Genomic DNA, 12,700 nt, shown 5'->3' with positions numbered 1-12,700 from the left:
CAGAATTTAATAACGAGGGCTCAGAATCTTCGTACGAAGATTCTGGGGCATCCCCAAAAAAAATTTATTCAGGCGCGTTACCTCAACGCCCGCCCCTTGAGAATTGCATCCGGCCCGAAACGATCCCGGATCGCATCCGTCGCCCGTTCCGCTCTGGCGCGTTGGACGCCTTGCGGGTCAAGCAGATCACCGGACACATCCGCACCTTCGGCAGGGCTGAGATCGCTGATCCCGGCCCCCAAGAGCCGATACGGCCCTTTGTCATCCACCTGATCAAACAAGGCCCGCGTCGTGCGGTACATCCGGTCGGCAATCTGGGTGGGGTCGGTCAGCGATGTGCGCTTTGTGATGAGCGTGAACTTGGACGTTTTGAGTTTCAGAGTCACAACACGCCCCGCCAGCCCCTTGGCCTTGGCGCGGTCCGACACCTTTTCGCACATGCGCCACAGATGCCCATCCAGCAGATCGGGATCGTTGGTGTCTTCGTGGAACGTGGTCTCGTTCGAGATTGATTTCATCGGAGCATGGGCAGAGACGCGCCGATGGTCCTGACCGCGCGCCAGGTGCCACAGCCGGTCCCCCATGCTGCCAAATCGAGCGGTGAGATCCTGTCTGTCCCAGCGATACAAATCGTCGAAGGTCCGGATCCCGGCTTTTTCAAGCGACTCTTGTGTGGCCAGACCAACGCCCCAGATCAGGCGCACCCGTTTCGGGCGCAGGAACGCTTTGGTTTCTGCCTTTCCGATGACCGAAAACCCGCGCGGTTTGTCGAGGTCGGACGCGATCTTGGCGAGAAACTTGTTGTGGCTCAGCCCGATCGACCCCGTCAGCCCCAGTTCTTCGCGCATGCGTTTGACCAATCGTGCAAGCATCACCGCCGGCGGATGCCCGTGCAGGCGCGCGGTGCCGGTCAGGTCAAGAAAGGCCTCGTCCAGTGACAGTGGTTCAATGGACGGTGTCAGTTCCTCCATCAATCCCCGGATCGCCTTGGAGGCTTCGGCATACGCGGCCATGCGCGGTTTGATGATCACCGCGTCCGGGCACAGCTTGAGCGCCTGAAACATCGGCATGGCAGAGCGCACACCCCTGATCCGGGCCACGTAACACGCGGTCGATACAACGCCGCGCCGACCGCCGCCGATGATGACGGGTTTGTCCGCCAGATCCGGATTGTCACGCTTTTCGACCGAGGCGTAGAACGCGTCGCAGTCCATATGCGCAATGCTCAGATCATACAGTTCGTCATGCGCCAGAACGCGCGGCGACCGGCAAACGGGGCAGCGTGGCGTGGTCTCGAACTCGGTCAGGCAATCACGGCAAAGGGCGGGCATCAGCTTGCGTCATTGTTTACACATCCCACATATAAGGGAACACGCCGCACTCTACAGGTGATATTTCGCAGCAAACAGACGAAGGGCCGCGCAGATGGATATCGAAACGCTTTTAACGGATCTGGCCGGTGGGGACATCGTGACCCTGCTTCTGGCAGGCTTTATCATCCTGTGCCTGTTTCTGGCCATTCGCATTGTGCCACAAAGCCAGAAATTCGTGGTGGAGCGCTTTGGGCGGCTGCGCGTTGTCCTGGGTCCAGGCATCAACTTTATCGTGCCGTTTCTGGACCGCGTGGCGCATAAGATCTCGATTCTTGAGCGCCAGTTGCCGAACGCCACGCAGGACGCGATCACCAAGGACAACGTGTTGGTGCAGATCGACACAAGCGTGTTTTACCGCATCCTTGAGCCGGAAAAAACGGTGTACCGGATCCGCGATGTGGATGCGGCGATTGCCACAACCGTGGCCGGGATCGTGCGGGCCAATATCGGCAAGATGGACCTGGACGAGGTGCAATCGAACCGCGCGCAGTTGATTGGTCAGATCAAGGAAAGCGTCGAGGATGCGGTGGATGACTGGGGGATCGAGGTTACCCGGGCCGAGATTCTGGATGTGAACCTGGATCAGGCGACGCGCGATGCGATGCTTCAGCAATTGAATGCGGAACGCGCGCGCCGTGCGCAGGTGACCGAGGCGGAAGGTCTGAAACGGTCGGTTGAATTGCAGGCGGATGCGGATCTGTATGCGGCGCAGAAAGATGCCGAAGCCCGCCGCGTTCTGGCTGATGCCGAAGCGTATGCCACGCGGGTTGTGGCCGAAGCGATCAAGGAAAACGGGCTTGAAGCGGCGCAGTATCAGGTGGCGCTCAAGCAGGTCGAAGCGCTGGCAAAAATTGGGCAGGGCGAAGGGTCACAAACGATCATCGTGCCTGCTGACGCGGCCGATGCCTTTGGCAAGGCGTTCCAGATGCTGAAAGGGCGTGTGTGATGGCGTGGTGGACGGAATGGTGGATCTGGGCGGCAGCGGCAATCGTGCTTGCCGTGCTGGAGGTTTTTGTTCCCGCCTACCTGTTTCTGGGCTTTGCAGGCGGTGCGGCGATTATTGCCGGGTTGTTTTGGTTCGGAGGTCCGTTTGCGGCATGGATGGCTGCAACTTTGCCGGTCACGCTGCTGGCATTTGCGGTTGTGTCATTGGCAGCGTGGCTGGTGTTGCGTAAATCGCTTGGCGTGCAGCGCGGCCAGGTCAAGACATTCGACCATGATATCAACGATTAGGTGATGGCGCTGGCCGATTTCGGGGGCGCGAAGCTCATCCTGTTCATCGGGCCAAGAATTGTTGTGATCGAACGCGATCATGCCGATGGCATCCCTTGGCCCGGCTATCTTGATCTGCCTGGCGGCGGGCGTGAACAGGACGAAAGCGCCGAGGCCTGCGTTTTGCGGGAAGCTCAGGAAGAAATTGGTTTGCAGCTTGACCCGCGTGATTTGGTCTGGTGCGCGCAGCTGAATCGAGGTGTGTTCTTTGCGGCGCATCTTAAGGCGCACCGCGAGATGGATATCGTGTTCGGGTCAGAAGGGATCGGATGGGCCTTGATGACGCCGCAGGACTACGCGACGCATCCCAAAGCCATTCCCCATTTTGCCCGGATGGTCAGGACGTACCTGGCCACGCGTGCGTGAGTCGTGTTTCAAAATGCAGATCAGGCGGCTTGCATCTCGGTCACGATGGCCTGTGCCGCCGCACGCGGATCGTTGGCCTGCCAGACGGGGCGTCCGACGACGATATGATCCACCCCATTTGAAATCGCGCCGGCCGGTGTCGCCACGCGCTTTTGATCGCCAAGATCGGCCCCTGCGGGGCGCACACCCGGTGTTACGATCAATCGTCCGGTTGCCTCGGGCAATGCGCGGATCATGGCAGCTTCGTTGGGCGAGGCGATGACGCCGTCCGCGCCCGCGTCGAATGCGCGGCCCGCGCGGGTCGTGACAAGATCCGGGATGTCGCCGGTTTGGATCAGGCTGTCGTCGAGGTCCTGCCGGTCAAGAGAGGTCAGGATGGTGACAGCAAGGATTTTGAGATCGGAGCCGGAGGCACCTTCTTTGGCGGCGCGCACGACATGGGGGTCGCCGTGGACTGTCAGAAAGTCGAGATCGAATTGCGCGAGCCCACGTACGGCGGCTTCGACCGTCGCGCCGATGTCGAACAACTTCATATCGAGGAAAATGCGTTTGCCGTGGTCCTGCTTCAGTTCATTTGCCAAAGCGAGCCCACCGCCGGTGAGCATTCCGAGACCGATTTTGTAAAACGAAACCGTTTCGCCAAGCTGCTGGGCCAGTTGGAGACCCTCAAGCGCGTTGGGAACATCAAGGGCTACGATCAGGCGATCATCGGACATTAAGGCAACTCCTGTCAGGCAAACCTGCGCCTTCTAGGCGTGGCCGTGCCCTGTGGTCAAGCCGCGCGGCCCAAAACCGTATCAAGCAGGCTTGGCCCTGAGAAAAGCGCATCGACAAGCTCTTCCTGAACGCTTGGGCGATTTTCCTGCCGAAACTCGAACCGACCGCTGTGTCGTTTGCCAATCGCGGCCTGGATCAGCGCGGGGCGCAATGCCTCGAACGGGGTCGAAATCGGACCAGGCACCTGAACCACGTGACCGGTGGTGACACCGTCCTTTTCCAGCGTGACATTTGCTTCGAACATGCCGGTTTCCGCGTCATGCGTGATCTGCGTTGCGTTTGCCTTGTACCACATGAGACTGCTCTTTGTTGTTGGTTCTTAGGTAAATGGGGAACGCCAGACGCGTTCAAAAGGTTCCCCGGACGACTTTTTCGTCGCATCTGATCACAAGCTCTTGAAGCCGGGCGCGACCGTTTCCATCTTCTTACACGAAGGCCCGTACAGAGACCTGCTGCCAAGCGGGGGTTTCACGAAAATGGGCGCTTAGCAGAAGGAGAATGCCATGAACTTAGAGAAGTTCACGGAGCGGTCGCGCGGTTTTATTCAGGCTGCACAAACGATTGCGATGCGGGAAAGCCACCAGCGGTTGGCACCCGAACATATACTCAAAGCACTGATGGACGACGATCAGGGGTTGGCGACCAACCTGATCACGGCCGCCGGTGGTGCGCCGCAACGCGTGGTGCAGGCGCTGGATGGCAAGATTGCCAAAATCCCGAAAGTGTCCGGCGATGCGGGGCAGGTCTATCTGGATTCCGCCACGGGCAAAGTGCTCGATGAAGCGGAAAAGATCGCGAAAAAGGCGGGGGACAGTTTTGTCCCGGTCGAACGCATCCTAATGGCGCTTGCGATGGTCAAAAGCCCTGCAAAAGAGGCTTTGGAAGCGGGTGCTGTGAATGCGCAGGCCTTGAACACTGCAATCAACGATATTCGCAAGGGGCGGACAGCGGATTCTGCGTCGGCAGAGGACCAGTACGAGGCGCTCAAGAAGTTCACGATGGACCTGACGGAGCGGGCGCGCGAGGGCAAGATCGACCCGATCATCGGCCGCGACGATGAAATCCGTCGCGCAATGCAGGTGCTGTCGCGTCGTACCAAGAACAACCCTGTTCTGATTGGGGAACCGGGCGTGGGTAAAACCGCGATTGCCGAAGGCTTGGCCTTGCGGATCGTCAATGGCGACGTGCCTGAATCCCTGCGCAACAAGCGGCTTTTGTCGCTCGACATGGGCGCGTTGATTGCGGGTGCGAAATATCGCGGGGAATTCGAGGAACGGCTGAAAGGCATTCTGTCCGAAGTCACGGCGGCGGCGGGTGAGATCATCCTGTTCATCGACGAAATGCACACGCTTGTTGGCGCGGGCAAGGCCGATGGCGCGATGGATGCGTCGAACCTTCTCAAGCCTGCCTTGGCGCGGGGCGAATTGCACTGTGTGGGTGCGACGACACTCGATGAATACCGCAAACACGTTGAAAAAGATGCGGCTTTGGCGCGGCGGTTCCAGCCTGTTGTGGTGCAGGAACCGACGGTCGAGGACACGATCAGCATCCTGCGCGGGATCAAGGAGAAGTACGAACTGCACCATGGTGTGCGGATTTCGGACAGTGCCCTGGTGGCGGCGGCAACCCTGTCGCATCGCTATATCACCGACCGTTTCTTGCCGGACAAAGCCATCGACCTGATGGACGAAGCGGCAAGCCGTCTGCGGATGGAGGTTGATTCCAAGCCCGAGGAACTCGACGCGCTGGACCGTCAGATATTGCAATTGCAGATCGAAGGCGAAGCGTTGCGGCTTGAGGATGATCAGGCGTCGAAAGACCGGCTTGAGAAGTTGGAGAAAGACCTGTCCGAGTTGCAGCAGCAATCGGCAGAGATGACGGCCAAATGGCAGGCTGAACGTGACAAGCTGGCGGGCGCGCGTGAGATCAAGGAGCAACTTGATCGCGCACGGGCCGAGTTGGAAATCGCCAAGCGTGAAGGCAATCTCGCCAAGGCGGGGGAGCTGTCTTACGGCGTAATCCCGCAGCTTGAAAAGCAACTGTCCGAGGCCGAAAGCAACGACGACGATGTCATGGTCGAAGAGGCCGTGCGCCCCGAACAGATCGCGGGTGTGGTCGAGCGTTGGACGGGGATTCCCACGTCCAAGATGCTGGAAGGCGAACGCGAAAAGCTGCTTCGGATGGAAGATGGTCTGCACAAGCGGGTGATCGGTCAGGAACAGGCGGTGCGGGCGGTTGCCAATGCGGTGCGCCGTGCGCGGGCCGGTCTGAATGACGAGAACCGTCCTTTGGGATCGTTCCTGTTCCTTGGCCCCACCGGCGTCGGGAAAACCGAGCTGACCAAAGCTGTGGCTGAGTTCCTCTTTGATGACGACAACGCGATGGTGCGCATCGACATGTCGGAGTTCATGGAGAAACACGCGGTTGCCCGTCTGATCGGCGCGCCTCCGGGTTATGTCGGCTATGACGAGGGCGGCGTGTTGACCGAAGCGGTGCGGCGGCGTCCGTATCAGGTTGTGCTGTTCGACGAGGTCGAAAAGGCGCACCCGGATGTGTTCAACGTGCTGTTGCAGGTTTTGGATGATGGCGTGCTGACCGATGGTCAGGGGCGGACTGTGGACTTCAAGCAGACGTTGATCATCCTGACGTCGAACCTTGGGTCGCAGGCGTTGTCGCAACTGCCTGACGGGGCGGACCCGTCGCAAGCCAAACGTGACGTGATGGACGCGGTGCGGGCGCATTTCCGGCCCGAGTTCCTCAACCGTCTGGACGAGACCGTCATCTTTGACCGCCTCAAGCGCGAGGATATGGCAGGGATCGTCGATATCCAGATGGCGCGGTTGCTCAAGCGGTTGGCGGCGCGGAAAATCGACCTTGAACTGGATGATGGTGCACGCAAGTGGCTGGCCGAGGAAGGCTATGATCCGGTGTTCGGCGCACGGCCTTTGAAGCGGGTGATCCAGCGTGCTTTGCAGGATCCGCTGGCTGAAATGTTGCTGGCCGGGGATATCGCCGATGGGGATCTGGTGCCTGTGACAGCGGGGGCCGAAGGTCTGATCATCGGGGATCGCGTGGCGGCGTCAAACCGTCCGCGCCCGGATGATGCCGTGGTTCACTGACCAACCTGATAATGAACATCAAAGGGCCGCCCTGAGGCGGCCCTTTGTGGTTTCTGTCAGGTGGCTTTAGCTGTCCGGCAGAATGACCGTGTCGATGACGTGGATGACGCCATTCGATGTTTCGATGTCGGCTGTCACAACCGACGCTTCTTCGACTTTCACACCGTCGTCGAGATCGATCATCACGTTCGACCCCTGTACGGTTGCGGCTTCCATGTCGTCGGTCAGGTCAGTGGACATCACTTTCCCGGGCACAACGTGGTAGGTCAGGATTGCGACCAGCTGGTCCTTGTTTTCGGGCAGCAGCAGGTTTTCAATGGTGCCTTCCGGCAGCGCGGCAAAGGCCTCATCAGTGGGCGCGAAGACTGTGAACGGGCCATCGCCTTTCAGCGTATCGACCAGATCGGCCGCCTGTACGGCAGCGACGAGCGTTTCGAACGATCCGGCTTCGACCGCTGTGTCGACGATGTCTTTCTTCATGGAGCCTGCGAAGGCGGTTGTTGCCATCAGAGCGGCGGCGGCGGTGACGGCGAGTGTTGTGTTGCGGAACATTATGTCGTCCTCCTGAAACAAGTTGGATACCTCGCTGGTATCTACAGGGTTAAACGGGACAGACTCCGCTTTAGATCACCGGGGATTTCCGCCGGTGGGTCTTGACGGCACGTTAATGCCGACTAAGCCAGAGGGTTTCACGCAATCAACTGAAATTCTTGTTATTTCACGTGATTGATGTGTCAGTCAGACAGGCCGATTGCGGCGCGGGACAGGTCGTCCAGAAGGGTCTCAACCTTCTTCATTGCGCCGTCCGGGAAGGTGCGGAAACCAATGGTGGTCATGTCCGGCGTTTCGGGGCGGACCATCACAAAGATGTCGTAGGGGCAGTAGACGATGTTCATTGGATCATCTTCCATCACTTCGCGCGAAATCTTGGCCGAACAAAAGCTGTAGATATCGGCTTTTTCGTACAGAACGACATCAGAGCCCACATCCATCCGGGTGCGTTCCAGCATGTCACCGGTGTGGCTGACGCTGTCGATGACCAATCCCGCGTCAAGAATTGCGCTTTCCAGACCGAAGGTGATATCGTCAAAGGACTGGTCGGTGTCGTAGGTCACGATATCTGCTGCCGAAACAGCCGATGTCGCAAAGGTCAGGGCAAGTGTAGTCAGCAAGCGTTTCATGGCGCATCCTTTTGTGGCAGCGTATCGACACGAAAGATGTGTCCCGCCAACAGTAGTGCGAAACGACACTCAAATGCAACGAATTGAATATGAGGTCCTCATGGGCGTAGCCATGTATGCGTTGAACTTTCTGGCATTGCTGTTTGTCGGGGCCATCGGTCTGGCGGCGCTGGTGGGCATCATCCTGTTCGTCATTGATCGCACCCAGACCGAGGACGCCATTCGCCGCAACTATCCGGTGCTGGGGCGGTTTCGTCATATCTTTTCGACTTTGGGCGAATTTTTCCGGCAGTATTTCTTTGCCATGGACCGGGAAGAACTGCCCTTCAACCGGGCGCAGCGCGAATGGGTCAAGCGGGCGGCGGATGATCATGGCAATACGGTTGCCTTTGGATCGACGCGCAACCTGAGCGTGGTCGGCACACCGATTTTCGTGAACGCGCCGTTTCCGCCGGTGGACAACCAGTTTGCCAGTTCAGAGCCAAAAGTGATCGGGGCCGGGGCCCGGGTGCCCTTTACGGCCCGGTCTTTCTTTAACCTGTCGGGCATGAGCTATGGCGCGATTTCAAAACCGGCGGTGCAGGCGCTGAGCCGGGGCTGCAAACGGGCCGGGATCTGGATGAACACCGGGGAAGGGGCGTTGTCGCCGTACCACCTTGAAGGGGGCTGCGACATTGTCTTTCAGATTGGCACGGCAAAGTACGGAGTGCGCGACGCCGAAGGAAAGCTGGACGAAGACAAGCTGCGCGCGATTGCGGCGCATGACACCGTGCGCATGTTCGAAATCAAGCTCAGCCAAGGGGCCAAGCCCGGCAAAGGGGGAATCCTGCCTGGCGAAAAGATCACGCCCGAGATCGCCAAGATCCGGGGCATCGAGGTGGGCAAAGACAGCATTTCCCCGAACCGCCACGAAGAGGTGGACGACTGGGACGATCTGCTCGACATGATTGCGCGGGTGCGGGAGGTGACGGGCAAACCCACGGGGATCAAGATGGTGGTCGGCTCCGAAGACGGCGTCGCGGGGTTGTTCACGGCAATCTCGGAGCGCGGTGCCGCGTCTGCACCGGACTTTATCACGTTGGACGGGGGCGAAGGCGGAACCGGTGCGGCACCCATGCCGCTGATTGACCTCGTGGGGATGAGCATCCGCGAGGCGCTGCCCCTGGTGGCCAATCTGCGCAACGCGCATGGGCTTCGGGATCGGATCGCCCTGGTGGCCAGCGGAAAGTTGGTCAATCCCGGGGATGTGGCCTGGGCGTTGGCGACAGGCGCGGATTTCGTCACCTCGGCCCGGGGGTTCATGTTCGCGCTGGGCTGTATCCAGGCGCTCAAGTGCAACAAGAACACCTGCCCGACGGGGATCACGACCCATGATCCACGCTTTCAGGAAGGTCTTGTCGTGGCCGACAAGGAAACCCGCGTGGCCAATTATGCCAAAGAGATCGTCAAAGAAGTTGAAACCATCGCCCATTCCGTCGGCGTGGCCGAACCCCGCCTGATGCGCCGCAACCATGTGCGGGTGGTGCAGCCGGATGGACGCACGATCCTGATGTCGGATTTGTGGCCGCAGTCGGCGGCGTAAGGCAGGCGACGCGGTTTCGTCGCCTGCCATCTGTCATGCCGCGTTGGACAGCCGAAGCTGCGTCATCTTCAATGCCGCCTCTCCGGCCTCGCGGCCCTTCAGGACAAAGTGGTCGCGGTAGATGCGGGTGTGATGCTCGGTCTCTTGATACTGATGCGGGGTCAGGGAGACGGACAGAACCGGCACATCTGTTTCAAGCCCGACCTGCATCAAGCCATTGACCACCGCCTGCGCGACGAAATCGTGCCGGTAGATGCCCCCATCCACGACAAACGCCGCCGCCGCGATGGCACCGTAACGCCCCGTTCGCGCCAGATCGCGGGCCAAGAGCGGCATTTCGAACGCGCCGGGCACATCAAAGACATCAACCTGGCTTTCGGGAACAACCTCCAGAAACCCAACCAGCGCCTGATCGACAATGTCGTGGTGCCAGCTGGCCTTGATAAAGGCATATCGGGTGTGTGTCATTTCGGATCTCCTTTCACAGTGACACGTCACCCAAGGCGATCACATGCAGCCCGGACCTGCGGACAGGTTGGTTGCACATTCTCTTTCATCCGGACTGTGACCGTCGGCTCAGGAATTGCACCTGATCTGCTTGACCCTTTCTGATCGAAAGGCGCTCGCGGGCTTACGGATTTCGCCGCTTACCGCCGGTGGGGAATTCCGCCCCGCCCTGAGAACATGGCATCGGTCGCAGACTTGAAGCCTGTTCGCAAGACGTGGTGTTGCGCGCGGGCCCAGAAAATGCGCGCATCGCAGAGCGGGATGTGCCACTGTCATCCGCGATTATTCAGGAGAACGTCATGCCGTACCCAGAGTTTATTGAGTCCTTTCCCGCCCTTGATGTACCGTTTCCAGAGGACGTTGTGCAGACCAATGTGATCCGTTCTGATCACGGGCTTGTCGCGTTCTTTACCTTTGACAAGGATATGGAGCTTCCTCCCCACGCCCACGGTGCCCAATGGGGGACTGTGATCGAGGGCGAGATCGAACTCACAATCGGCGGTGTGACCAAGACGTACCGACCCGGCGACAGCTATGACATTCCCGCCGGTGTGGAGCATGGCGCACGGATCAAGGCAGGGACACGTGCGATCGACGTCTTTGCAGAGGCCGACCGGTATCCGGTCAAAGCGTAGCCGACCTCAGTCGCAAACATTTCAACACCCTTACACCAATGTGAGCCGAGTTGCTTTGGTCCGGGTGCATGGCCCCTCTATATCCAGAGAGAACGATAGACAGAGGACGACATGGCATATCGCTGGAAAAACACGCTGACGGCTGACGCGGTGACCCCTTACTCGGCTTTCCTGAACCGCAGGCAATTGATGGCGGGTGCTGCGGCTGGCGCGATAGCGGGGGCACTTCCGGTGTCAGCCCGCGCGCAAGAGGCGTTGGAGCCCAACACCTGGGAAGAGATCACCACCTATAACAACTACTACGAGTTCGGCACCGGCAAGGAAGATCCGGCGCGCAATGCGCATCGTTTGACCATTGACCCCTGGACCGTGCGGATTGACGGGCTGGTCGACAAGCCGGGCGATTACAGCTTTGCCGATATCCTGTCCCAGATGACCATTGAAGAACGGATTTACCGCTTTCGCTGCGTAGAAGCGTGGTCGATGGTGATTCCGTGGAACGGGTTCGAGCTGGCGGATCTGCTGGATTGGGTCGGGGTGCAATCCTCGGCCAAATACGTGGCGTTTGAAACAGCCCTGCGTCCCGATGAGATGCCCGGTGTTGCAAGCCCGGTTCTGGACTGGCCCTATGTCGAAGGTCTGCGCCTGGATGAAGCGATGCATCCGCTCACGATGATGGCCACGGGCATCTATGGCCGTGACATCCCCAAGCAGAACGGCGCGCCCATGCGTCTGGTGGTGCCGTGGAAATACGGATTCAAATCGATCAAGTCGATCGTGCGCATCACGTTGACCGAAGACGAACCCCCTGCAAGCTGGAACATCGCCAACCCGCGCGAATACGGGTTCTATAGTAACGTGAACCCCAACGTGGATCACCCGCGCTGGTCGCAGGCGACGGAACGGCGGATCGGCGGTGGCCTGTTCGCCAAGCGCCATCCGACTCTGATGTTCAACGGATACGAAGACGAGGTCGCGCCGCTATATGACGGCATGGACCTGACCAAGTTCATCTGACGATGGTGCATGCGCTCAATACCGGACTGCGCCACGTGCCTGCGTGGGCCTTGTATCTGATGGCCCCGGTGCCGGTGGTCTGGATATACTATCTGGGCCTCACCGGTCAGTTGGGTGTCGATCCGGCCAAGGTGATTGAACACCAGCTTGGTATCTGGAGCCTCTGGCTGCTTATCGCCGGGCTGGCGGTCACCCCGCTGCGCCGCTTTGCCGGGGTAAACCTGCTCAAGTTCCGCCGCGCCATCGGGGTGACGGCGTTCTTCTATGTCCTGGCGCACCTTCTGACGTGGCTGGTGCTTGATGTGCAGTTCCAGAATGTCTGGGCCGATATCGTCAAGCGCTGGTACATTACGGTTGGAATGGCGGCGTTTGTCCTGATGGTGCCATTGGCCGTCACCTCCAACAATCGCAGCATACGAAAGATCGGAGCGGGCGCGTGGCGCAGGCTCCACCGACTCGTTTATCCGATTGCGCTCCTGGCGGCGCTACACTTTCTGCTGTTGGTCAAAGGCTTTCAGTGGGAACCCATTATCTACGCGGCCGTGATTGCTGGCCTTTTGGCCATGCGCGTCCGCTGGGACGCTCTCTGGACTCGCCAACGGGCTTCGCACCGGGAAAACCCGGCCAGATCAGGGGCAGGTCTAGGGGGCGAGCTGTCCCAATCGTCCAGATATTGATGCGCGATCAAAAAGCGTCGCGCACGGGCTGTCTCGCGACAGATAATTACGCCAAACACCTGTTTTTGTGCAGAAAATGAAAAAACGAAAAAAAATGCGATTTTCCTGATTTTTGTGCTTGCGGATGTTTGGAGGTGACTCTAAATACCCCTTCACCGGCGGCGCTGAGGCGCACAACGGGACGCAGGACGGGA

Annotated in this window: 14 protein-coding genes and 1 riboswitch; of the genes, 8 read left to right on the top strand and 6 right to left on the bottom strand. The window is 59.4% G+C overall.

Annotated features, from left to right (window positions below):
* Positions 1-77 precede the first annotated feature (77 nt).
* Complete coding sequence (locus MWU54_RS17105) at positions 78-1,331, bottom strand: DNA polymerase IV (protein WP_247086189.1); 1,254 nt, start codon at positions 1,329-1,331, stop codon at positions 78-80.
* A gap of 94 nt (positions 1,332-1,425) precedes the next feature.
* Between MWU54_RS17105 and MWU54_RS17100 the strand changes: the two genes are divergently transcribed.
* The 3 genes from MWU54_RS17100 to MWU54_RS17090 are packed head-to-tail and all read left to right on the top strand — an operon-like array spanning position 1,426 to position 3,011.
* The gene (locus MWU54_RS17100; RefSeq protein ID WP_247086187.1) at positions 1,426-2,319 is read left to right on the top strand and encodes an SPFH domain-containing protein; all 894 of its coding nucleotides are present in this window, start codon (positions 1,426-1,428) and stop codon (positions 2,317-2,319) included.
* Entirely contained in the window at positions 2,319-2,606 is a 288-nt protein-coding gene (locus MWU54_RS17095; RefSeq protein WP_247086185.1) for a hypothetical protein, read from the top strand. Before MWU54_RS17100 ends, MWU54_RS17095 begins: the two co-directional genes overlap by 1 nt.
* Before the next feature lie 3 nt (positions 2,607-2,609).
* Positions 2,610-3,011, top strand: coding sequence for an NUDIX hydrolase (locus tag MWU54_RS17090; protein ID WP_247086183.1), 402 nt, complete (start codon positions 2,610-2,612; stop codon positions 3,009-3,011).
* A 20-nt stretch (positions 3,012-3,031) separates the two neighbouring features.
* Here MWU54_RS17090 and pyrF read toward each other — a convergent pair whose 3' ends face one another.
* Together pyrF and MWU54_RS17080 are read right to left on the bottom strand one after the other, a co-directional pair.
* Complete coding sequence (pyrF, locus tag MWU54_RS17085; RefSeq protein ID WP_247086181.1) at positions 3,032-3,727, bottom strand: orotidine-5'-phosphate decarboxylase; 696 nt, start codon at positions 3,725-3,727, stop codon at positions 3,032-3,034.
* Positions 3,728-3,783: 56 nt separating this feature from the next.
* Positions 3,784-4,083: a hypothetical protein gene (locus MWU54_RS17080; RefSeq protein ID WP_247086179.1), complete on the bottom strand. Its 300-nt coding sequence runs from the start codon at positions 4,081-4,083 to the stop codon at positions 3,784-3,786.
* Positions 4,084-4,291: 208 nt separating this feature from the next.
* On the opposite strand from MWU54_RS17080, the gene clpB reads away from it, so the two are divergent.
* Positions 4,292-6,907, top strand: a complete 2,616-nt coding sequence (gene clpB, locus MWU54_RS17075; protein WP_247086176.1) for an ATP-dependent chaperone ClpB — start codon at positions 4,292-4,294, stop codon at positions 6,905-6,907.
* Between the two features lie 66 nt (positions 6,908-6,973).
* On the opposite strand, the gene MWU54_RS17070 is transcribed toward clpB, so the two are convergent.
* Entirely contained in the window at positions 6,974-7,459 is a 486-nt protein-coding gene (locus tag MWU54_RS17070; protein WP_247086174.1) for a fasciclin domain-containing protein, read from the bottom strand.
* A 182-nt stretch (positions 7,460-7,641) separates the two neighbouring features.
* Positions 7,642-8,088 carry a DUF302 domain-containing protein gene (locus tag MWU54_RS17065; RefSeq protein WP_247086172.1) on the bottom strand — a complete coding sequence of 149 codons (447 nt, stop codon included), beginning with the start codon at positions 8,086-8,088 and terminating at the stop codon, positions 7,642-7,644.
* Between the two features lie 100 nt (positions 8,089-8,188).
* On the opposite strand from MWU54_RS17065, the gene MWU54_RS17060 reads away from it, so the two are divergent.
* Positions 8,189-9,670 carry an FMN-binding glutamate synthase family protein gene (locus MWU54_RS17060; RefSeq protein ID WP_247086170.1) on the top strand — a complete coding sequence of 494 codons (1,482 nt, stop codon included), beginning with the start codon at positions 8,189-8,191 and terminating at the stop codon, positions 9,668-9,670.
* Positions 9,671-9,703: 33 nt separating this feature from the next.
* Here the strand turns inward: MWU54_RS17060 and MWU54_RS17055 are convergent, their stop codons facing one another.
* The gene (locus MWU54_RS17055; protein WP_247086168.1) at positions 9,704-10,138 is read right to left on the bottom strand and encodes a 6,7-dimethyl-8-ribityllumazine synthase; all 435 of its coding nucleotides are present in this window, start codon (positions 10,136-10,138) and stop codon (positions 9,704-9,706) included.
* A gap of 73 nt (positions 10,139-10,211) precedes the next feature.
* Positions 10,212-10,358: riboswitch (FMN riboswitch) on the bottom strand.
* Between the two features lie 118 nt (positions 10,359-10,476).
* Here MWU54_RS17055 and MWU54_RS17050 point away from each other — a divergent pair.
* The 3 genes from MWU54_RS17050 to msrQ all read left to right on the top strand — a co-directional run bounded on the left by MWU54_RS17050 (position 10,477) and on the right by msrQ (position 12,506).
* On the top strand, positions 10,477-10,812 hold the full coding sequence (locus MWU54_RS17050; RefSeq protein ID WP_247086166.1) for a cupin domain-containing protein: 336 nt from the start codon (positions 10,477-10,479) through the stop codon (positions 10,810-10,812).
* A gap of 111 nt (positions 10,813-10,923) precedes the next feature.
* Positions 10,924-11,829 (top strand): protein-methionine-sulfoxide reductase catalytic subunit MsrP, encoded by a 906-nt coding sequence (gene msrP / locus MWU54_RS17045; protein WP_247086164.1) that lies wholly within the window; start codon positions 10,924-10,926, stop codon positions 11,827-11,829.
* 2 nt (positions 11,830-11,831) lie between these two features.
* Entirely contained in the window at positions 11,832-12,506 is a 675-nt protein-coding gene (msrQ, locus tag MWU54_RS17040; RefSeq protein ID WP_247086162.1) for a protein-methionine-sulfoxide reductase heme-binding subunit MsrQ, read from the top strand.
* The last annotated feature ends 194 nt before the right edge of the window (positions 12,507-12,700 follow it).

The organism is Marivita sp. S6314 (genome assembly GCF_023015985.1).
Lineage (GTDB): Bacteria > Pseudomonadota > Alphaproteobacteria > Rhodobacterales > Rhodobacteraceae > Marivita.
Note: the sequence above shows the minus strand (reverse complement) of the source record. Positions and strands in the feature narration are given on the sequence as shown.

What these genes read in the sequence shown, in the direction of transcription:
- MWU54_RS17105 (WP_247086189.1), bottom strand. Translation starts at nt 1,331, where the DNA reads ATGCCCGCCCTTTGCCGTGATTGCCTGACCGAGTTCGAGACCACGCCA.
- MWU54_RS17100 (WP_247086187.1), top strand. Translation starts at nt 1,426, where the DNA reads ATGGATATCGAAACGCTTTTAACGGATCTGGCCGGTGGGGACATCGTG.
- MWU54_RS17095 (WP_247086185.1), top strand. Translation starts at nt 2,319, where the DNA reads ATGGCGTGGTGGACGGAATGGTGGATCTGGGCGGCAGCGGCAATCGTG.
- MWU54_RS17090 (WP_247086183.1), top strand. Translation starts at nt 2,610, where the DNA reads ATGGCGCTGGCCGATTTCGGGGGCGCGAAGCTCATCCTGTTCATCGGG.
- pyrF (WP_247086181.1), bottom strand. Translation starts at nt 3,727, where the DNA reads ATGTCCGATGATCGCCTGATCGTAGCCCTTGATGTTCCCAACGCGCTT.
- MWU54_RS17080 (WP_247086179.1), bottom strand. Translation starts at nt 4,083, where the DNA reads ATGTGGTACAAGGCAAACGCAACGCAGATCACGCATGACGCGGAAACC.
- clpB (WP_247086176.1), top strand. Translation starts at nt 4,292, where the DNA reads ATGAACTTAGAGAAGTTCACGGAGCGGTCGCGCGGTTTTATTCAGGCT.
- MWU54_RS17070 (WP_247086174.1), bottom strand. Translation starts at nt 7,459, where the DNA reads ATGTTCCGCAACACAACACTCGCCGTCACCGCCGCCGCCGCTCTGATG.
- MWU54_RS17065 (WP_247086172.1), bottom strand. Translation starts at nt 8,088, where the DNA reads ATGAAACGCTTGCTGACTACACTTGCCCTGACCTTTGCGACATCGGCT.
- MWU54_RS17060 (WP_247086170.1), top strand. Translation starts at nt 8,189, where the DNA reads ATGGGCGTAGCCATGTATGCGTTGAACTTTCTGGCATTGCTGTTTGTC.
- MWU54_RS17055 (WP_247086168.1), bottom strand. Translation starts at nt 10,138, where the DNA reads ATGACACACACCCGATATGCCTTTATCAAGGCCAGCTGGCACCACGAC.
- MWU54_RS17050 (WP_247086166.1), top strand. Translation starts at nt 10,477, where the DNA reads ATGCCGTACCCAGAGTTTATTGAGTCCTTTCCCGCCCTTGATGTACCG.
- msrP (WP_247086164.1), top strand. Translation starts at nt 10,924, where the DNA reads ATGGCATATCGCTGGAAAAACACGCTGACGGCTGACGCGGTGACCCCT.
- msrQ (WP_247086162.1), top strand. Translation starts at nt 11,832, where the DNA reads ATGGTGCATGCGCTCAATACCGGACTGCGCCACGTGCCTGCGTGGGCC.